Source organism: Pseudomonas sp. GL-R-19, assembly GCF_019956375.1.
GTDB lineage: Bacteria > Pseudomonadota > Gammaproteobacteria > Pseudomonadales > Pseudomonadaceae > Aquipseudomonas.
The window spans coordinates 79568-99957 of sequence record NZ_JAHBDJ010000015.1 but is presented as its reverse complement, the minus strand read 5'-3'; the positions used below and the strand labels follow the sequence as shown (position 1 = coordinate 99957).

Below are 20390 nucleotides of genomic sequence, written 5' to 3'. Positions count from 1 at the left end.
TTATCATTCAACATCTAAGTGACTGACATACCGCCATCGCGAGCAGGCTCGCTCCTACAGGGGGGCGGCGTGTGCGGATTCACTCCCCGCGAATGTACTGTTCCAGCTGCTTGATCAGCTCCGCCTGTTCGGCGATCGCTTCCTTGACCAGGTCACCGATCGACAACAGGCCAATCAATTTGCCGCCTTCCACCACCGGCAAGTGCCGCAGGCGTTTATCGGACATGATGCCCAGGCAGGTCTCCACGGTTTGATGGGTGTCGACGGTAATCACCGGCGACACCATGATGTCGCGCACCGGCGTGCCCACCGAAGAGCGGCCGTGCAGCACCAGTTTGCGTGCGTAGTCCCGTTCGCTGATGATGCCCAGCACTTCATCATTCTCCACCACCAACAAGGCGCCGACGTTTTTCTCGGCCATCTTCATCAGCGCTTCGAGCACCATGTGATCGGGTTTGATCTGGTGCACTTCCTGATTCTTCTGATCTTTGAGCTTGAGCAGTTGGGCGACGGTTTTCATGGTGGTTACTCGGGTGTTGTCGTTGTTCTTGAAGAATCGTAGACACGAGCGTTCAGGGCAAGGGCGAAAGCGGCAGATAACGCGCAAAAAACGTCATTCGGCGGTTTTTCTTTGGCAATCCCCTCATTTCTGTCCCGGCACACTACCTGTAGGAGCGAGCCTGCTCGCGATGACCGACTGACAGCCAATATCTTCGTTGAAGGTTAATCCGCTATCGCGAGCAGGCTCGCTCCTACAGTTAGTGTGTCTGCCTGACAGGCCTGCGGCAAACGCGCTATCGCGACTGATGACGGGTAGAATCACCCTCTGAATCAGTTTCGAGGTTTGCAGTGGTGGATCTACAGCAGGGCTTCGTCCTGACCCGGCATTGGCGCGACACCCCGGCCGGCACGGAAGTCGAGTTCTGGCTGGCGACCGACAGCGGTCCCCGGCGCATCCGCCTGCCTCATCAACCGTCGGTGGCGTTCATCCCTGCTGCGCAGCGTCAGGCGGCCGAAGGCGTTTTGCATGACGAGAAAAACGTCGAGCTCAGGCCCCTGGCCCTGCAGGATTTCGAACATCGCCCGGTCCTCGGACTTTACTGCCAGCAACATGGCCAGTTGATGCGCCTGGAAACCGCGCTGCGTCGGGCCGGTGCCGAGGTGTTCGAAGCCGACGTGCGCCCGCCGGAACGCTACATGATGGAACGCTTCATCACCGCGCCGGTGCGTTTCAGTGGCACGCCGAATGCCGAGGGCCTGCTGCTCGACGCGCAGATGAAACCCGACCCCGACTACCGGCCGAGCCTCAGATTGGTATCCCTGGACATCGAGACCACTGCCCAGGGCGAGTTGTATTCCATTGCCCTGGAAGGTTGCGGCGAGCGTCAGGTGTACATGCTCGGTCCGCCGAATGGCGACGCCAGCCAGGTGGATTTCCAGCTCGAATACTGTGATTCGCGGACCCTGCTGCTGAAAAAACTCAACGAATGGTTTGCCCGCTTCGACCCCGACGCGATCATTGGCTGGAACGTCGTGCAGTTCGACTTGCGGGTGCTTCACGAACACGCCCGGCGCCTGGCGGTGCCGTTGAAACTGGGGCGTGGCGGCGAGGAAATGCAGTGGCGCGAACACGGCAGCGGCAACCATTACTTCGCTTCTGCGGCTGGCCGCCTGATCATCGACGGTATCGAGGCCCTGCGCTCGGCGACCTGGAGTTTCCCTTCGTTCAGCCTGGAAAACGTCGCGCAAACCCTGCTCGGCGAGGGCAAGTCCATCGACAACCCGTACCAGCGCATGGACGAAATCAATCGCATGTTCGCCGAGGACAAACCGGCGCTGGCCACCTACAACCTCAAGGACTGCGAACTGGTCACGCGGATTTTCGCCAGGACCGAGTTGCTCACTTTCTTGCTGGAGCGGGCCAGCGTCACCGGTTTGCCGGTCGATCGCATGGGCGGTTCGGTGGCGGCGTTCACGCACCTGTACATGCCGCTGATGCACCGCCAGGGTTTCGTTGCGCCGAATCTCGGTGGCAAGCCACCCGAAGCCAGCCCCGGCGGTTTTGTCATGGATTCGCAACCGGGACTGTACGAATCGGTGCTGGTGCTCGACTACAAAAGCCTCTATCCGTCGATCATCCGCACCTTCCTGATCGACCCCGTGGGGCTGATTGAAGGGCTCGAGCACCCGGATGACAGCGAGTCGGTGCCGGGTTTTCGTGGCGCACGCTTTTCTCGCACCCGGCATTGCCTGCCGTCCATCGTCGCCCGGGTGGCCGAAGGCCGGGAAACCGCCAAGCGCGAACACAACGCACCGCTGTCCCAGGCGCTGAAAATCATCATGAACGCCTTCTACGGTGTACTGGGCTCCAGCGGTTGTCGCTTCTTCGACACGCGCCTGGCCTCGTCCATCACCTTGCGCGGGCACGAAATCATGCTGCGCACCCGCCAGTTGATCGAGGCCCAGGGGCATGCAGTGATCTATGGCGACACCGATTCGACCTTCGTCTGGCTGCGTCGCGCCCATGGTCAGCAGGAGGCGGCGCAGATCGGCCAGGCGCTGGTGGCGCACGTCAATCAGTGGTGGCGCGAGCACGTGCAGCAGGAATACGGTTTGCAAAGCGTTCTCGAATTGCAGTTCGAAACCCACTACAAGCGCTTTTTGATGCCGACCATCCGCGGCGCTGAAGAAGGCAGTAAAAAGCGCTACGCGGGGCTGGTAACCCGTGCCGACGGCAGCGACGAAATGGTCTACAAAGGCCTGGAAACCGTACGCACCGACTGGTCGCTGCTGGCCCGGCAATTCCAGCAGGAGCTGTATTCGCGGATCTTCCTGCGCCAGCCCTATCAGGATTATGTGCGTGACTACGTGCGCAAGACCCTGGCCGGTGAATTCGATGACCGGCTGATCTACCGCAAGCGCCTGCGCCGCAGCCTCGATGACTATCAGCGCAACGTGCCGCCCCATGTGCGCGCGGCGCGTCTGGCCGACGAGTACAACGACCGGCAGGGTCGCCCGCGCCAGTATCAGAACGGCGGCTGGATCAGCTACGTGATCACCGTCGCCGGCCCCGAACCGCTGGAAGTGCGCAGCGCGCCCATCGATTACGACCACTACATCACCCGGCAGCTGCAACCGGTGGCGGACGCGATACTGCCGTTTGTCGATGACGACTTCTCAACCCTGATTGGGGGGCAACTGGGCCTGTTTTGAGTCCATCAGCGACAGGGTCCAGTCATCCAGGATGCCGTGGAAGTATTGGTTCAGGGCTTGCTGGAAAAGGCTGTCGGCGGCGGTGACCTGGGCAAACAGGGTCATCGAGGAATGAAACTTCAGGTCGTCGGGATGGCCGAAAATCCCGGCCACCGAGCGCTCCCGGATGTTCAGCACTTCCTGGGTGCAGGCGCGTAGCCGGGCGCCCAGCAACGGGTGCTCAAGGTAGGCCAGGGCTTCCTCCCGCGAGCGGATGGCAAAGCGGCGCGACATCTCGCTGCCGCCGAGCCCGGCGAACTGCGGAAAAATGAACCACATCCAGTGACTGCGCTTGTGCCCGTTGCTCAGCTCGGTTTGAACCCGGTCGAACACCGGGTCCTGAGCCTCGAGAAAACGTTGCAGATTGAACGGGTCCAGGTGGTCGGTGCTTCTCATGGTGAAGCTCTCTGACTGACTGCGGTGGTTCAGACCATGGCCAGCCGCTGTTTGCGTTGTGGCGCGTGAAACGCTTGGTCCAGCGCCTCCAGATCCCCGGCTTCAAGCTGCAATCTGGCAGCCTGGGCATTGAGCCGTACATGCTCTGGGCGGACCGCTTTGGGGATAGCGATCACACCGTCCTGACGCACAATCCATGCCAGCGCAACTTGCGCCGGCGTCACGCCGTGTCGGGCGGCCACCTGTTTGAGAGTGGCATTGGTGAGCAGTTTGCCGCCCTGGTCGATCGGACAGTAAGCCATGACCGGCAGCCGTCGTTGTCGGCTCCAGGGTAATAAATCAAATTCTATGCCCCGTTGTGCCAGGTTGTAGAGCACCTGATTGGTGGCGCAGGCCGGGGCGTCCAGTTCCAGCAAGTCGTCGAGGTCGAAATTGGACACGCCCCAACGCCCGATCTTGCCGTCTTCGCGCAGGCGTTCGAAGGCTTCAACGGTTTCTTCCAGGGGATACTGGCCGCGCCAATGCAGCAGATACAGATCGATGTAATCGGTGCCAAGCCTAAGCAGGCTTCGCTCGCATGCCAGGGGAATGCCCTGGCGGCTCGCGTTGTGCGGGTACACCTTGCTGACCAGAAAGACGCTGTCGCGCTGGCCGGCGATGGCATCGCGGACCACTTCCTCGGCGCCGCCTTCGGCGTACATTTCAGCGGTGTCGATCAGGGTCATGCCCAGTTCGATGCCCAGGCGCAGGGCCGCGACTTCTTCCGTGTGCCGTGAGCGGTCTTCACCCATCTGCCAGGTCCCCTGTCCGATAACCGGGACCCTGGCGCCAGCCAATTCAAGCGTGCGCATGCAAACCCTCCTGTGTGTACCGAGCTAATGATTTTCTGATCCGTTTTTTCTTTGAACATTCCCCTGCCAGTGACGCCCGATCCTGCACTTTTTCGCCATGTCCGGCTCTATCCATGGCAGCCTGCGGCGATCCCCTCCGTCGGCCCACCCCTTCAAGTCTAAACATACAAGTGAGCTTGCTCCCACAAGGGAAGTGCCTAAGGCATAAAGATAGATCGCATCGATATAACTGGTTATAAGAAATGTCGCTATGCTGCGGGCCAGATTTCCCTTGCGCTCTTTGTGGACGTATTCATGGATTTAGTGAACATCGGGTTGGTCGTTGCCGGGCTGGTTGTCGGCTTCATCGTCGGCATGACTGGCGTGGGTGGCGGGTCGCTCATGACCCCGATCCTGCTAGGGTTCGGCATCAACCCGGCGACAGCGGTCGGCACCGACCTGCTGTACGCCGCCATCACCAAATCCAGCGGTGTACTGGTTCACCGCAAGAACAACAACATCGACTGGGCGATTACCGGCTGGCTGACCTTGGGCAGCGTGCCCGCGGTGGCGTTGACGCTGTGGTTCCTCAGCACCCTGCACAGTGCCCCCGAGGCGATGAACGCGATCATCAAGCAGGCCCTCGGTTTTGTGTTGTTTGCCACGGCACTGGCGATCCTGTTCAAGAAGCGCCTGCTCGACTTCGCCCACAAACGGGCGGGCGGCCATTACAACCCCAGCGGGTTGCGCTTGAACGTGTTGACGGTCATCACCGGACTGGTCCTTGGCACCATGGTCGCGCTGACATCCATCGGCGCCGGAGCACTGGGCACCGTGGCACTGTTCATCCTCTATCCGATGCTGCCGACCCGTCGCCTGGTGGGGACTGAAATCGCCCACGCCGTGCCGCTGACCCTGGTCGCGGGGCTTGGCCATGCCAGCATGGGCAACATGGATTGGCACGTCCTGGGTTACTTGCTGGTGGGTTCGTTGCCGGGGATTTACCTGGGCAGCCACCTGACCGGGCGCATCTCCGACGAACTGCTGCGCCCTTGCCTGGCGACCATGCTGTTGTTGATCGGCTACAAACTGGCGTTCTGATTCAAGCCGCCACGCCAGCTTCATTCGCGGGTGAATATTTCCAGCAGATGCCCGTCCGGGTCATCGAAATACACCCGCCGTCCTCCCGCATAATCATTGATCTCCCTCAGTCGCTGCTTGCACGGGTCGGCCCACCATGGCTGACCGTTGGCTTGCAGGCGTGCGAAGGCCGCATCGAAATCCTCGTCGCCCATCAAGAATGCATAGTGCTGGGACGCAATCGGCGGGTCGTTGTCGTAGAAATCCAGTGACACGCCGTTATCCAGTTTGACGATCAGCATGGGCCCGAAGGGCAGCGGGGCGGGCAGGCCGAGGAGGCTGGCCAGGAAATTCGCCGAAACCTGCTTGTCCCGGCACCAGACGATGGTGTGGTTCAACTGAGCGCTCATGCACAAGTCCTCACGACGGATCAGGCGGGTTGTCATGAGTCTTCAGATTAGCCCAGCCTGTTGCGCAATGACCGCCCTGACCTAAGCTTGGGGCAAGGCGAGACATATTTGCGGTACGTCACCCGGAACGATCGCCGCAATGCGCAATCATTAGAGCGTGGATATCAAAAGGAGATGCGCATGCTCATCAGGTCACTGACCCTGGCTACTTTGCTGGCGATTGCCGGCACTTCGTTCGCCACTGATGGCGACTCACCTCTGGACATGGACAAGGGCAGGGCCCGACCACTGATTGTCATCGCTCCGAGTGCTGTTGATCCGATCTGGGTCAGCCTGAAAAAGTCGCTGGATGAACCGGCCAATCGCAAGGGGTTCACCGACCGCAACATGGTGCTCTACACCGTGCTGAACCTGATGGGCCAGCGCGACGGCAAAGACCTCGGGCCACAAGACACGGCAGCGCTGATCCGCTCGCTCAAGCTGGGCGCCGGCGCCAAGACCAAGGTCATCCTGGTCGGCAAGGACGGCGAAAAGAAACTCGAACAATCGGACGCCATCAAGCTGGACGAGATTTTCAGCGCTGTCGATCAGTTGCCGGCGGCCGAGAAAGAATTTACCGCGACAGTGGCGGCTCCGGTCACTGAGGCCGAGCCGGCGGCCAAGGGCGCCAAAGTCACCAAAGGCACAAAACCTGGCAAACCGGCCAAGCCTGCCAAACCGCCTGAAATGCCGGATGATTGAACCGATACTGAGTTCTTGTGGTGAGCAATTAACCTGTGGGAGCGAGCTTGCTCCGGGCGGCGTTCCGACGATGGCGTCGTAACAGTCGATATCGATGTTGGATGTCAGGCCGTCATCGCGAGCAAGCTCGCTCCCACAGGTTTTGTGCCAGGTTGCGTTCTTCCAGAAGCACCTGATTGGCATCCAATCCATACAGGCCTGATTGTTCGTGCAGTTCCCCGTCATTGAGCACGTAGCACAGCACGTCTTTCGCGTCGCTGATGACCAATGGCGAGTGAGTGGTCAGGACAAACTGGCAATTGGGGAAGGTTTCGCTCAACTGCCGAATCAAACTGCGCTGCCATTTAGGGTGCAGGTGCAAGTCGACCTCGTCGATCAGTACGATGCCGTCACCTTCCAATGGGTTGTCCAGAGACTGGTTCATCATCGCCAATCTGCGAGCGATGTCGCCGACCAATGCCATCATCGATTTCTCACCCTGCGATAGCTGGGAGACATTCAGCGTTACGCCGTTTTTGTCGATGGCCATGTGCAGACGCGGCTTGCGTTGCACTCGCAGGTTGCTGAAGCCGGGCATGAACGCGGCGATGGCGGAGCGTACGGCTGTTAACTGACGGTCACGGGACGAGGCTTTCAACTGGGACAGAGTTTTCCAGATGTCACTGTCGTTGCCGAATTTTGCGGAAATTTCGGCGAGCGCGGTGTCGGACACGCCGGTTTCGTTTTCACTGTCTTCGCGTTCTCGGAACCATTCGAAGAAACGGCGGAAGTCCACACCGCGATTCAATGCGTTGTCGTAGCCGTCGAGTTGATCAAAGGTGTGTTTGGTTCGGATTTTTAGTGGGATTTCCAGAACCGAGCGTTCTACCGGGTAGTAGGCGATCAGAGGGAGTGAAGCTTTTTCATCAATGGTTAGTTGAGTGCGATAGTGGTCTGCAAGGAGGCTGGCTTCCGCTAACTCACTATGGACATCACTCTTTCGCCCTTGCCTGCTACGAGCAATGGCCCAGTTAAAGAGATCATGTTTTGAATAATCGTCGGGGGAACGTGGTTGCGCCGGCGAACTGTCTGATACGGAAGTCAAAACGACTGCGACTGCAGCGCCGTTTCGAATGTCTTCATTTGTAAGGTAACTGCCAACACCTTTCTCAGTACGAATCCTGGCAACTAGCCAACTCAATGAGGTGGCCAATGATTTTAAAAGGGTGGTTTTCCCGGCACCGTTGTTTCCTACAAGCACCGTCACATTTGAGCGGTGTTTGGGGGTGGGGGCCAGGTAAACGGTCATATCGGTGAAGCGACCGACATCCTTGAGCTGAAAGCTGAAAATTTCCATTACAACGCCCTTTTAGGGTCAGTCGGTTTGATTAGGTGAGCGCGCATTATGTCATTCCCGGTCACGGATTGATCCGATGCCGTTCGCAGGCTTGGGAGGTCCATTAGATACAACGGTTTCACCTGCATCACAACGGTCATGAGCAAAAAGGTATTTGTAACTGGATGCTCAGAAAATCGAGCGTAGGCAAAGGACTTCAGTTGCGTCGGAAATTTCCTGCATGACGTGGCGCACCCCGTGAACTGGCGCCCATTGGGCCGTATCGATAACCTTCTTCAGCCGCTGCAAATCAGCGGTCGGATGTGGAAGTCCGTTTTCAGAGAAAGAGATCAACGCCCATAGAGCGCATATCGGCATTTTTTTATGTCAACATTGCTGCGTTATGGTGGCTGTGCGCGGGGCACTTTCGAGTGCGCCGGGTTTTGGTACTCTTTCCCTGGTCTTCCACACCTGCGTACAGCTACCACCTTATTTGTGGAAATGAGATGGGCAGCTCCTTGAATACAAAAAGAGCGCCGCACATGAAAAAGATCACGCCCGATCCCCCCGAATCTTCAACCGATTCCGATCTCCACGTCCCACTCTCCGACATCACCGAACCCGCCGTCAGCGCTCGCTTGCGCAACCCCAAACACGCCGACCCGGTCAGCCACATCTTCACCATCCTCCCAAACGTCGACACCCCGACGCTGCTGTGCCACGCCTGTGAAACCCTCGCGTCACTGAACGTGCTGGTCACCGATCTGGCCTGTAACCTGGAAAGCTCCAACCGCAATGTGGCGCTGTCGATTCAGCAATTGGCAGTGGTGGGTGAGTTGTTGGTGAATCGCGCGCTGGACAATGTCGACCCATCCGAAGGTGTGCCGATAAAGTAAAAAAAGGTGACCTCTGGAGGTCAATGCCGATCAGTTAAGGACTCTGTAGGAGCGAGCTTGCTCGCGATGGTCGTTAACGATAACGCGTATTTACTGGCTAAACGCGGCGCTCTTGAGTCCATCGCGAGCAAGCTCGCTCCTACACAACATTAACCTCTAGATGTCGCCTTTTTCTCTGGGAAAGCAAACAAGGCTTATTGAGTCAGGGCGCTCAGAATCCGATGGGCAATCCTGACCCGCTCCGCATTGGGATAATTCTTGTTGGCCAGCATCACAATGCCGATGTCCTTCGATGGCACGTACGCTACGTAAGCACCAAAGCCCCCGGTTGAACCGGTCTTGTTGACCAGCACGCTCTGCGGCTGCGCCTGCGGCGGGTTCAGCCACTGGGCCTTGTGCGCCTCCATGGCCATCGGCGTGGAGTTGCCGTCCAGCAGGCGATCCAGTGTGATCGGGTAGCGATACATCTCCCAACCGAGGCCCTGGGTCATATCGCCTACGGTGTAGTAACCGCTATGAGTCAGGGCGATGGCTTGCTGCAACGGCTTTTCCAGGGACGCCGGCTTCATGTTCGCACCGACATAGCGCAGCAAGTCCTCGGCGCTGGTTTTCACCCCGTACGCCTCGGAATCCAGCGCACCCGGAGTGACCCGTACCGGTTTGCCGTCCTTGTTGTAGCCCTGGGCGTACAGCGCCATCTGATCCTGTGGCACATGTACATAGGTATGCTGCAAGCCGAGTTTCGGCAGCAGGGTTTTCTCCATCAGCTCATCGAACGGCTGGCCCATGCTTTGCGCAGCGAGGTAGCCGAACAGGCCAAGACTGGGGTTTGAATACAGTCGGTGGCTGCCGGGGGCGTAGAGCGGTTTCCATTGTTGGTAGTAGCCGAGCATTTTGTCGGCCGAATCAAATTCAGCAGGAAACTGCAGCGGCAGGCCGCCCGCGCTGTAGGTGCCCAGTTGCAGCACGCTGATGTGGTCGAACGCGGTGCCGCGCAAGGCCGGCAGGACCTGGCTGGCCTTGTCCGACAGTGACAGCTTGCCGGTGGCCTGGGCGTAAGCGGCGAGGGTGGCGGTGAAGGTCTTGCTGACGGAGCCGATCTCGAACAGGGTGTCTTGCGTGACAGGGTTGCCGGTTTCTTTCGAGGCGACGCCATAGTTGAAGTAATGCGCCTGGCCGTTGACGGTGACTGCCACGGCCATGCCTTGAATAGCCTGGGCTTGCATCACCGGTTGTACGGCGGCGTTCACCACCGTCTCGATTTGATCCTGCGCAACGCACTGGCCCGCGGCGAATAGCGCCATGCAAGCGGCGATGGTTTTCAGCCTGTCCATGTTGGTTTCATCCGTCGTTGATTCAGGTGCGCGCCATTCTAGGGGGGTAACCCTGTTTTTTAAATCCGACCGCCCACAGGCGGGTCGGATTTATTGTTACAAGGTGCGCAACCGTCGATTCAACGCACCAGGCACGGCCGCTTGTTATCGAACCTCCAGTCCGGAATCAAAAACTGCATCGCCACGCTGTCATCCCGCGCCCCCAGGCCCATGCCTTTGTACAGTTCATGGGCCTTGGCCAGTTGATCCATGTCCAGCTCTACCCCCAGCCCCGGTTTCTGCGGCACCTGCACGCAGCCGTCGACGATTTGCAGCGGGGCCTTGGTCAGGCGCTGGCCGTCCTGCCAGATCCAGTGGGTGTCGATGGCGGTGATTTCGCCCGGCGCGGCCGCTGCGACATGGGTGAACATCGCCAGGGAGATGTCGAAGTGGTTGTTGGAGTGCGAACCCCAGGTCAGGCCCCATTCGTGGCACATCTGCGCCACGCGCACCGAGCCCTGCAGGGTCCAGAAGTGCGGGTCGGCCAGGGGAATGTCGACTGACTGCAACTGGATCGCGTGGCCCATCTCACGCCAGTCGGTGGCGATCATGTTGGTCGCGGTCTTCAGGCCCGTGGCGCGGCGGAATTCGGCCATGACTTCGCGTCCCGAGTAACCGTTTTCCGCCCCGCACGGGTCTTCGGCGTAGGCCAGCACGCGGTGCTGATCGCGGCACAGGCGGATGGCTTCTTTCAGTGACCAGGCACCATTCGGGTCAAGGGTGATGCGCGCATCGGGGAAGCGTTCGGCGAGGGCGGTGACCGCTTCGATTTCCGCGTCGCCGCTGAGCACGCCACCCTTGAGCTTGAAGTCCTTGAAGCCATAACGCGCGTGGGCCGCCTCGGCCAGGCGCACCACTGCGTCGGCGGTCATGGCTTTCTCGTGACGCACGCGGAACCAGTCGTTGTCGGCGTCCGGTTCGCTGCGGTAGGCGAGGTCGGTTTCATTGCGATCACCGACATAAAACAGATAGCCGAGCATCTTCACTTCATCGCGCTGCTGGCCTTCGCCGAGCAGGGCGGCCACTGGTACATCCAGGTGCTGGCCGAGCAAATCGAGCAATGCGGCTTCAAGGCCGGTGACCGCATGGATGGTGATGCGCAGGTCGAAGGTCTGCAATCCGCGCCCACCGGCATCGCGGTCGGCGAAGGTCTGGCGCACCTGATTGAGGATCTTCTGGTAAGTGCCAATCGGGCTGCCGACCACCAGGTTGCGTGCGTCTTCGAGGGTCTGGCGAATGCGCTCGCCCCCCGGTACTTCGCCGACGCCGGTGTGGCCGGCGTTGTCCTTGAGAATCACGATGTTGCGAGTGAAGAACGGGCCGTGGGCGCCGCTCAGGTTGAGCAGCATGCCATCGTGGCCGGCGACCGGAACCACTTGCATGCTGGTGATGACCGGAGCTTTTGCGGTGTCTTGTGGGTTCATTTTCCAATCCTTAAAAAAGCAGAATTCAGGCGTGGTTGGGCGCGGGGTTGCCCGGCGCGCCGGCGGGTGCGGGTTTCGGTGTGTTGCGGGCGGCAAACACGATGATGGCGGCGATGATCGAGGTCGCGGCCAGGCCGTACAGCCCGCCCTGAATCGAGCCGGTGTTTGCTTCGAGCAGGCCGAAGGTGGTCGGCGCAACGAAACCGCCGAGGTTGCCCACCGAGTTGATCAACGCGATGACGCCAGCGGCAATGCGCGCATCCAGGTAGGCCTGGGGAATCGGCCAGAACAGTGACGAGGCCGATTTGAAGCCCAGTGCGGCAAAGCAGATCGCAACGAAGGCGAACACTGGCCCGCCGGTGGTGGACATGAACATCCCGGCAGCGGCGATCAGCAGGGCGGCAGCGACCCAGGCTTGCTGGTGTTTCCATTTGGCCGACAGGGACGCGAAGGCGTACATGCCGACAATCGACAGCAACCACGGAATCGAGTTGAACAGCCCGACCTGGATGTCGCTCAGGTCGCCCATCTTCTTGATGATGCTCGGTAGCCAGAACGTAGCGGCGTAGATGGTCAGCTGGATAAAGAAGTAGATCAGGCAGAACAGGATGATCTGGCGATCCTTGAGCAACTTGCCCAGTGACGGCTTGATCGGCGTCGCCGCTTCCCGGGCCAGCTGTTCGTCGTCGATGGCCTGGACCAGCGCGTCCTGTTCCTCGCGGCTCAGCCATTTGGCGTCATGGGGTCTGGAGTCCAGCCAGAACCAGACAAATACGCACAACCCCACCGAAAACATACCCTCGATGAAGTACATCCACTGCCAGCCGTGCATGCCCAGGCCGCTGATTTGCAGGAGTAGCCCGGACAGCGGGCCGGAGATCAGCGAGGCAATCGCCGAGCCGCTGAGGAAAATCGCAATCGCCTTGCCACGCTCCACGCCGGGCAACCAGCGGGTGAAGTAGTAGATCACCCCGGGAAAGAACCCGGCTTCGGCCACGCCCAGCAGAAAACGCAGGATGTAGAAGTGGGTTTCGTTCTGGATGAACGCCATGCCCGCGGCGACCAGGCCCCAGGTCAGCATGATCCGGGTCAGCCAGATGCGTGCGCCGACTTTCTGCAGAAGGATGTTGGAGGGCACCTCGAACAGTGCATAGCCGATGAAGAACAGACCGGCACCCAGGCCATAGGCGGCCGCGCCAATGCCCAGGTCGTGTTCCATGTGGGCGCGGACGAAACCGATGTTCACGCGATCGATGTAATTGACGATGAACATGATGACGAACAGCGGCAGGACGTGACGTTTGACTTTGGCGATGGCGGACTTCAGCGCTGAATTGGCGTCGTCGTGCATCGCGGAGATGGATGTATTCACTGCGTTTTCTCCCACTCGTTATTTTTATGCGGGGTAGGGCTGGGTGTTGCGATGTTGCTAGACATCATACAACTAGGTTTTTTCTTCGTGCAACCCCGTCTGTCCAATGAAATGGCGCTTATTAGGCAAATTTTTATTCTGGTGGCGCTGCTGGCTGGCTATAAAAATAACTCGACATGGGCGTTTTGTTGAGTGTTGTCATACAAGTTGGGTGAAATTTTTACAGGATTCCCGCCAGGCGCGGTGCTACGATTCGATAGCCCTGTGTTCCGGATATCTCCATGCAAGAAGACCTCGACGCGCCTGCCCGCAAGCGCACTCACAACCTGGCCCATGATCTGGTCGAAAAATTGACCCAGCGCATCCTGCTCGGCCAGATGTTGCCCGGCGACAAGTTGCCGTCGGAAAACACCATCGTTCAGGAGCACGGGGTCAGTCGCACGGTGGTGCGTGAGGCCATCTCGAAGTTGCAGGCCTCGGGGCTGGTGGAAACCCGGCATGGCATTGGCACGTTCGTGATCGAGCGCGCACCGGAGCAGGGGCTGCGGCTGAATGTCGATACGGCGTTGGGGGTGCGCAGCATTCTGGAGTTGCGCATGGGCCTGGAAACCCAGGCGGCGGCGCTGGCGGCAACGCGCCGCACCGATCTGCAACTGGCGCAGATGCGTGAAGCGCTGGATGACTATCAGAGCCTGCTGGCCAACAACGACAGCTGTGTCGAAGCGGACCGGCGTTTTCATCTGCTGATCGCCGAAGCCACTGGCAATGTGTGCTTCACCGAGATCATGCAGCACCTGGGCAGTGCGATGATCCCGCGCACCCGGGTCAATGCCGCCGAGCGCGGCGCGGTGGACCTGAGCAAGCTCGGCCAGTTGGCCAACCTTGAGCACGAGGCGATCCTCAACGCCATCAAGCGCCAGGACCCGGACGCGGCGCGGGCGGCGATGTGGTTGCACCTGACCAATAGTCGTGACCGGTTTTCGCCCAGTTGATGGTCAGTGATACTGCGTCATCGTTCTTCGCGAGCAGGTCGGATCGCCGCACCGTCGCTCCCACATTGGAATGCGTACCCCTGTGGGAGCGAGCCTGCTCGCGAAGGCGTCAGTTCTGACAACAAATATCCTGGATCAGACCCGCACAACCTGAACAACCACAACCCGCCGCTCCAGATTCAACGCCAGCACACTCGCCAACACCACCAGCCCACCGACCACGATCATCAATGTCGGCCGTTCACCGAGCGTATAAGACGCAATGACCATCGCCGTCGGCGGCGTCAAATACAGCGTCATCGTCGCTCGGCTCAAGTCGACATGCGCCAGCACATAGGCCCAGGCCAGGTACGCCAGGGCGCTGGGGAAAATCCCCAGCGCCAACACGGCGAACTGCACAGGCAGCGGCGCAATCGCGATTTGATCCATCAGGCCGGGCAGATAAATCAACAACAATACCGTCCCGGACCACACCGTGTAACACACCAGCGTCAGCCCGTCGTAACGCCCGGTGTGGTGCTTTTGCAGGGCAAAGTAGAGGCTCCAGGACACTGCCGCCAACAGGATCAGCAAGCCGTGGGCGTCGAGGCTGCCCAGGCCATGATCGCCGGCCACCACAATCAGCACGCCAAACAACCCGAGCAGCACACAACCCCAGCGCCACAGGCTCACCTGATCCTTGAACACGAAGCGCGCGATCAATGTGCTGAACAGCGGCGTGGTCTGGGCCAGGACGCTCGAAGCCCCGGCGCTGATACCCTGCTGTCCGAAGTTGATCGCCACGTGGTGCAGGCTCACGGCAAAGAAACCCAGGCCGAACATCAGCGGCAGATCTCGAAGCCTGGGCAGGCGGATGCCCTTGAGTATCGCGATCACCGCCATGAACACGGAGGCCAGCAGAAAGCGCAGGAGCGCCAGGTGTACGGGGTCGTAGGCCTGCAGGCCGATATGGATGCCGGTTGGGGAATACCCCCAGCACGCCACGACAAACGCCATGGCCAGGATGATTTTCCAGGGTGAAACGGGGGAGGGTGTGAGCGGCGTCATGGTCGTGCACCTGTGGGCGGATGCACCGAGTATCAGAAAGCGCACCGTTCACCACAACTGACTTATAATGCTCAAACCGTTCACTATGGATGATGTATGGAGCTGGCACAGATTCGCATGTTCAAGACCGTGGCCGACGTCGGCAGCATCGCCCGCGCGGCCGAGGTGCTGCATTGCGTGCCGTCGAACATCACGGCACGGATCAAGGCTCTGGAGGTCGAGCTCGGCGTCGCGCTGTTTCTGCGTGAGGGTCGAGGGCTGCGCATCAGCCCGTCGGGGCAGACCTTCCTGGCCTACGCTTCGAAGATTCTTGCCCTCACCGCCGAGGCCAAGCGTGCGGTCGACCCGTCGGCCGAACCCTCCGGCCCCTTGCGCATCGGGGCCATCGAGTCGTCGGCCACGGGGCGTTTGCCGCGTCTGCTGGCGAAATTCCACAAGCGTTTTCCGCAGGTGGCGCTGGAGCTGACCACCGGCTCCTGGGGGCAGTTGCTCGACGACACACTCAATCACAAACTCGACGGCGCCATCGTGGCGGTGGATGTCGAGCGTTCGCACCTCAAGCGCACGCCGATGTACCGCGAGGATTTATTGCTGATCGCCTCGACCTCCCTGGGGCCGCTGCGGGACATCAGCGACTTGCGGGACCAGACCGTATTCATGTGGCCACAGGGCTGTCCGTACCGGGCGGCGCTGGAGCATTGGTTGCTGCGACAGGGTCAGGCACTGCCGATTGTCAGCCTGGCCAGTTATGGCGCGATTGTCGGTTGCGTCAGCGCCGGGGCCGGGGTGGCACTGGTGCCCAAAGGCGTGTTCGACCAATACGCCAAAGGTGCCGGGTGTGCGGGGTTTGAATTCCCCGAACTGACCGCCGTCGACAACCTGTTTTACTGGCACGAAAACGCCGGGGTGCACCCGGCGCGCGAGGCGTTCGTGGCGATGCTGCGCGAGGAATTTGCCTGATTTGCACGCGTGGGAGCGAGCCGTTATGAGGCAATCAACTGCCGCAACACATAATGCAAAATGCCTCCCGACTTGAAGTATTCCACTTCATTGAGCGTATCGATCCGGCACAACACCTCGACCTTTTCCTTGCTGCCGTCTTCACGGGTGATGACCAGCGACAGGTTCATCCGTGGCGTCAGCTCGACGCCGGTCAAGCCGAGGATGTCCAGGGTTTCACTGCCATTGAGGTTCAGGCTCTTGCGGTTCTGATCCAGCTTGAACTGCAGCGGCAACACGCCCATACCCACCAGATTGGAGCGGTGAATCCGCTCGAAGCTTTCGGCAATGACCGCTTTCACCCCCAGCAGATTGGTGCCCTTGGCCGCCCAGTCGCGGCTCGATCCGGTGCCGTATTCCTGGCCGGCGATCACCACCAGCGGCGTGCCCGAAGCCTGATAGCGCATGGCGGCGTCGTAGATCGGCATTTTTTCCCCGGTGGGAATGTAGCGGGTGTTGCCGCCTTCCTCGCCGCCGAGCATTTCGTTGCGTATGCGGATGTTGGCGAAGGTGCCGCGCATCATCACTTCATGGTTGCCGCGCCGCGAGCCGTAGGAGTTGAAGTCCCGTGGCTCCACGCCTTTGTCGCGCAGGTATTGCCCTGCCGGGCTGTCGGCCTTGATGTTGCCGGCCGGGGAGATGTGGTCGGTGGTCACCGAGTCGCCGAGCAGTGCGAGGACCCTGGCGCCGTTGACATCCTTGACCACAGGCGGCGGGCCGCCGATGTCGTCGAAGAACGGTGGGTGCTGGATGTAAGTCGAGTCGTCCTGCCAGACATAGGTCGCCGCCTGCGGAACCTCGATCGCCTGCCATTGCGCGTCTCCGGCAAACACTTCGGCGTATTCCTTGTGGAACATCGCGGTGTTGACCTGGTTCACCGCGTCGGCAATTTCTTTGCTGCTTGGCCAGATGTCCCGCAGGTAAACCGGTTTGCCGTCCTTGTCATCGCCCAACGGCTCGCGGCTGAGATCGGTGCGCACCGTGCCCGCCAGCGCGTAGGCGACTACCAGCGGCGGGGAGGCCAGCCAGTTGGTTTTCACCAGCGGATGCACCCGGCCTTCGAAGTTGCGATTGCCTGAGAGTACCGATGCCACCGTGAGGTCGGCTTGCTGGATAGCTTTTTCGATGGGCTCTGGCAGCGGTCCGGAGTTGCCGATGCAGGTGGTGCAGCCATAGCCGACCAGGGCAAAGCCCAATTCATCGAGGTAACGGGTCAGGTCGGCCGCCTTATAGTAGTCGGTGACCACTTTCGAGCCGGGGGCCAGCGAACTCTTCACCCAGGGTTTGCGTTTCAGGCCTTTTTCCACGGCCTTCTTCGCCAGCAGCCCAGCCGCCATCATCACGCTCGGGTTGGACGTGTTGGTGCAGGAGGTGATCGCGGCAATCACCACCGCGCCGTTTTTCAGGCGATAGGTCTGGCCTTCGTAGTGGTAATCCGCTTCGCCGGCCAGATCGGCGTTGCCAACGGCGACGCCGCCGCCACCCTCGCTTTCCAGGCGGCCTTCTTCCTTGCTGGTGGGTTTGAATTGCAGGTCGACGAAGTCGCTGAAGGCTTGGGCGACATTCGGCAGCGATACCCTGTCCTGCGGGCGTTTCGGCCCCGCGAGGCTGGCTTCGACGCGGCCCATGTCCAGCGCCAGGCTGTCGGTGAACACCGGCTCCTGGCCAGGCAGGCGCCACAGGCCCTGGGCCTTGCTGTAGGCCTCGACCAGTTGCACCGTTTCCAGGGGGCGGCCGGAAAGGCGCAGGTATTCCAGCGTGATGTCGTCCACCGGGAAGAAACCGCAGGTGGCGCCGTATTCCGGGGCCATGTTGGCGATGGTCGCGCGGTCGGCCAGCGGCAGGTCGGCGAGGCCATCGCCGTAGAACTCGACGAATTTGCCTACCACGCCTTTCTTGCGCAGCATCTGGGTCACGGTCAGCACCAGGTCGGTGGCGGTGATGCCTTCCTTGAGCTTGCCGGTGAGTTTGAAACCGATGACCTCCGGAATCAGCATCGATACCGGTTGCCCGAGCATCGCCGCTTCCGCCTCGATACCGCCGACGCCCCAGCCGAGCACGCCGAGGCCGTTGATCATGGTGGTGTGGGAGTCGGTGCCGACCAACGTGTCGGGGAAGGCATAGGTGCGGCCGTCCTCGTCCTTGGTCCACACCGTGCGGCCGAGGTATTCAAGATTGACCTGGTGGCAGATCCCGGTGCCCGGCGGCACCACGCTGAAATTGTCAAAGGCACTCTGGCCCCAGCGCAGGAACGCATAACGTTCGCCATTGCGCTGCATTTCAATGTCGACGTTTTGCTCGAAGGCGCTGCTGCTGGCGAACTTGTCGACCATCACCGAGTGGTCGATCACCAGGTCTACCGGCGACAGCGGGTTGATCCGCTGTGGATTGCCGCCGGCCCTGGCCATCGCCGCGCGCATCGCGGCCAGGTCGACCACGGCGGGAACGCCAGTGAAGTCTTGCATCAAGACCCGCGCCGGGCGGTACTGGATTTCGCGCTCGGAGCGACGCTCCTTGAGCCACGCGGCCAGTGCCTTGAGGTCGGCGCCGGTGACGGTTTTTTCGTCTTCCCAGCGCAGCAGGTTTTCCAGCAGGACTTTCAACGACATCGGCAACTTGTCCAGGTCGCCCAGGCTTTTGGCAGCTTGCGGCAGGCTGAAGTAGTGGTAGGTCCTGTTGCCGACTTGCAGGGTCTTGAGCGTTTTCAGACTATCGAGGGACGGCATTACGATCACTCCTTTGAGTCCGCACGGTTACGGACTGAGGGGACGGGCAGAACATTAAACCTAGCCCTGTTTTAAGTAGCTGGCTAATAACTGGACTCTATGGACAGACCCCAGGTTCCGAAGTCAGCTATCATGCGCCGGTTTTCGTGACAGGCTTTGCTTCAACGCAAGCGGTCTCTCTTTGTGGGAGCGAGCCTGCTCGCGATGGACGTTAACGATAACGCGTGTTTCCTGAGTAAACGCGCCGCCCTTGAGTCCATCGCGAGCAAGCTCGCTCCTACAGGGTCCAGGAGTAAGAATGAACACCCTATTCATGCATTGCCGGCCGGGCTTCGAAAGTGAAGTCTGTTCCGAGATTTCCGACCTTGCCGCACGGCTGAACGTGGCCGGTTATGCCAAGGCCAAGTCCGCCACGGCTTGCGCCGAATTCGTCTGCACCGAAGAAGACGGCGCCGAGCGCCTGATGCGCGGGCAGCGTTTCGCCGAGCTGATCTTCCCGCGCCAGTGGGCCCGGGGGATTTTCATCGATCTGCCGGAAACCGACCGCATCAGCGTGATCCTCGCGCATATGGCGGACTTTCCGCTGTGCGGCAGCCTGTGGCTGGAAATGGTCGACACCAACGACGGCAAGGAGCTGTCGAACTTCTGCAAGAAGTTCGAAGTGCACCTGCGCAAGGCGCTGATGGCCGCCGGCAAGCTGGTGGAAGACGCGCACAAGCCGCGCCTGTTGCTGACCTTCAAAAGCGGCCGCGAAGTGTTCATGGGCCTGGCCGAGTCGAACAACTCGGCCATGTGGCCAATGGGCATTCCGCGCCTGAAGTTTCCACGCGAAGCGCCGAGCCGTTCGACCCTCAAGCTGGAAGAGGCCTGGCACCACTTCATCCCGCGCGACCAGTGGGACGAGCGCCTGCACGGCGACATGACCGGCGTCGACCTCGGGGCCGCTCCCGGTGGCTGGACCTGGCAACTGGTCAACCGCGGCATGCTGGTGACCGCCATCGACAACGGTCCGATGGCCGAAAGCCTGATGGACACGGGGTTGGTGCAGCACTTGATGGCCGACGGTTTCACCTTCAAGCCCAAGCAACCGGTGGACTGGATGGTCTGCGACATCGTCGAGAAGCCGGCACGCAACGCCGCGATGCTGGAAGAGTGGATCGGCGATGGCCATTGCCGCGAGGCGGTGGTCAACCTCAAGCTGCCGATGAAACAGCGCTATGCCGAAGTGAAGCGTTTGCTCGAGCGCATTGCCGACGGCTTCAAGGCTCGGGGCATCAAGGTCGAGATCGGCTGCAAGCAGCTGTACCACGACCGCGAGGAAGTGACCTGCCATTTGCGCCGGCTTGATGTGAAGAAGCCCAAGTCCCGCTGAAACACCGCAACCCCCTGTAGGAGCGAGCCTGCTCGCGATGGACCTGAGAGCACCACGGGGTGTCAGGTCTCCCGCGTCATCGTTGACGACCATCGCGAGCAGGGCTCGCTCCTACAGGGGGGCGGCGTAATGCCACAGATGACGTTACACCCGGCAATGCGCGAC

Annotated in this window: 17 protein-coding genes; 7 read left to right on the top strand and 10 right to left on the bottom strand. The window is 60.5% G+C overall.

All coding sequences use genetic code 11. The features are described from left to right. Nucleotides 1-79 precede the first annotated feature (79 nt). Complete coding sequence (locus KGA83_RS09860; protein ID WP_115947557.1) at nucleotides 80-520, bottom strand: CBS domain-containing protein; 441 nt, start codon at nucleotides 518-520, stop codon at nucleotides 80-82. A gap of 332 nt (nucleotides 521-852) precedes the next feature. On the opposite strand from KGA83_RS09860, the gene KGA83_RS09855 reads away from it, so the two are divergent. Continuing rightward, entirely contained in the window at nucleotides 853-3213 is a 2361-nt protein-coding gene (locus KGA83_RS09855; protein ID WP_223529597.1) for a DNA polymerase II, read from the top strand. Here the strand turns inward: KGA83_RS09855 and KGA83_RS09850 are convergent. Together KGA83_RS09850 and KGA83_RS09845 are read right to left on the bottom strand one after the other, a co-directional pair. Then, complete coding sequence (locus tag KGA83_RS09850) at nucleotides 3178-3648, bottom strand: DUF1810 domain-containing protein (RefSeq protein ID WP_223529596.1); 471 nt, start codon at nucleotides 3646-3648, stop codon at nucleotides 3178-3180. The genes KGA83_RS09855 and KGA83_RS09850 overlap by 36 nt on opposite strands. Nucleotides 3649-3677: 29 nt before the next feature. Beyond that, nucleotides 3678-4499: an aldo/keto reductase gene (locus tag KGA83_RS09845; RefSeq protein ID WP_223529595.1), complete on the bottom strand. Its 822-nt coding sequence runs from the start codon at nucleotides 4497-4499 to the stop codon at nucleotides 3678-3680. Between the two features lie 294 nt (nucleotides 4500-4793). On the opposite strand from KGA83_RS09845, the gene KGA83_RS09840 reads away from it, so the two are divergent. Further along, the gene (locus tag KGA83_RS09840) at nucleotides 4794-5579 is read left to right on the top strand and encodes a sulfite exporter TauE/SafE family protein (RefSeq protein ID WP_108219213.1); all 786 of its coding nucleotides are present in this window, start codon (nucleotides 4794-4796) and stop codon (nucleotides 5577-5579) included. 20 nt (nucleotides 5580-5599) lie between these two features. Here KGA83_RS09840 and KGA83_RS09835 read toward each other — a convergent pair whose 3' ends face one another. Then, entirely contained in the window at nucleotides 5600-5968 is a 369-nt protein-coding gene (locus tag KGA83_RS09835) for a VOC family protein (protein WP_223529594.1), read from the bottom strand. Between the two features lie 180 nt (nucleotides 5969-6148). On the opposite strand from KGA83_RS09835, the gene KGA83_RS09830 reads away from it, so the two are divergent. Continuing rightward, nucleotides 6149-6709 carry a DUF4174 domain-containing protein gene (locus KGA83_RS09830; RefSeq protein ID WP_223529587.1) on the top strand — a complete coding sequence of 187 codons (561 nt, stop codon included), beginning with the start codon at nucleotides 6149-6151 and terminating at the stop codon, nucleotides 6707-6709. A gap of 112 nt (nucleotides 6710-6821) precedes the next feature. Here the strand turns inward: KGA83_RS09830 and KGA83_RS09825 are convergent, their stop codons facing one another. Then, nucleotides 6822-8045 (bottom strand): AAA family ATPase, encoded by a 1224-nt coding sequence (locus KGA83_RS09825; RefSeq protein WP_108219216.1) that lies wholly within the window; start codon nucleotides 8043-8045, stop codon nucleotides 6822-6824. Nucleotides 8046-8566: 521 nt separating this feature from the next. Here KGA83_RS09825 and KGA83_RS09820 point away from each other — a divergent pair. Beyond that, complete coding sequence (locus KGA83_RS09820) at nucleotides 8567-8920, top strand: DUF6124 family protein (protein WP_223529585.1); 354 nt, start codon at nucleotides 8567-8569, stop codon at nucleotides 8918-8920. 194 nt (nucleotides 8921-9114) lie between these two features. Here KGA83_RS09820 and ampC read toward each other — a convergent pair whose 3' ends face one another. From ampC to KGA83_RS09805, 3 genes are all read right to left on the bottom strand, one after another. Beyond that, entirely contained in the window at nucleotides 9115-10224 is a 1110-nt protein-coding gene (gene ampC / locus KGA83_RS09815) for a class C beta-lactamase (RefSeq protein WP_411741904.1), read from the bottom strand. Nucleotides 10225-10373: 149 nt separating this feature from the next. Beyond that, entirely contained in the window at nucleotides 10374-11717 is a 1344-nt protein-coding gene (gudD, locus tag KGA83_RS09810; RefSeq protein WP_223529582.1) for a glucarate dehydratase, read from the bottom strand. A gap of 25 nt (nucleotides 11718-11742) precedes the next feature. After that, complete coding sequence (locus KGA83_RS09805) at nucleotides 11743-13089, bottom strand: MFS transporter (RefSeq protein ID WP_223529580.1); 1347 nt, start codon at nucleotides 13087-13089, stop codon at nucleotides 11743-11745. Nucleotides 13090-13370: 281 nt separating this feature from the next. On the opposite strand from KGA83_RS09805, the gene KGA83_RS09800 reads away from it, so the two are divergent. Further along, complete coding sequence (locus KGA83_RS09800; RefSeq protein ID WP_108219220.1) at nucleotides 13371-14081, top strand: FadR/GntR family transcriptional regulator; 711 nt, start codon at nucleotides 13371-13373, stop codon at nucleotides 14079-14081. Nucleotides 14082-14216: 135 nt separating this feature from the next. On the opposite strand, the gene KGA83_RS09795 is transcribed toward KGA83_RS09800, so the two are convergent. Then, nucleotides 14217-15128 (bottom strand): DMT family transporter, encoded by a 912-nt coding sequence (locus tag KGA83_RS09795; RefSeq protein ID WP_108219221.1) that lies wholly within the window; start codon nucleotides 15126-15128, stop codon nucleotides 14217-14219. A gap of 96 nt (nucleotides 15129-15224) precedes the next feature. Here KGA83_RS09795 and KGA83_RS09790 point away from each other — a divergent pair, with 96 nt between their 5' ends. Next, on the top strand, nucleotides 15225-16088 hold the full coding sequence (locus KGA83_RS09790) for a LysR substrate-binding domain-containing protein (RefSeq protein ID WP_108219222.1): 864 nt from the start codon (nucleotides 15225-15227) through the stop codon (nucleotides 16086-16088). Nucleotides 16089-16111: 23 nt separating this feature from the next. Here KGA83_RS09790 and acnA read toward each other — a convergent pair whose 3' ends face one another. Further along, nucleotides 16112-18853, bottom strand: a complete 2742-nt coding sequence (gene acnA, locus KGA83_RS09785) for an aconitate hydratase AcnA (RefSeq protein WP_223529579.1) — start codon at nucleotides 18851-18853, stop codon at nucleotides 16112-16114. Nucleotides 18854-19151: 298 nt separating this feature from the next. On the opposite strand from acnA, the gene rlmM reads away from it, so the two are divergent. Then, nucleotides 19152-20225 (top strand): 23S rRNA (cytidine(2498)-2'-O)-methyltransferase RlmM, encoded by a 1074-nt coding sequence (gene rlmM / locus KGA83_RS09780; RefSeq protein WP_223529577.1) that lies wholly within the window; start codon nucleotides 19152-19154, stop codon nucleotides 20223-20225. Nucleotides 20226-20390: the final 165 nt, after the last annotated feature.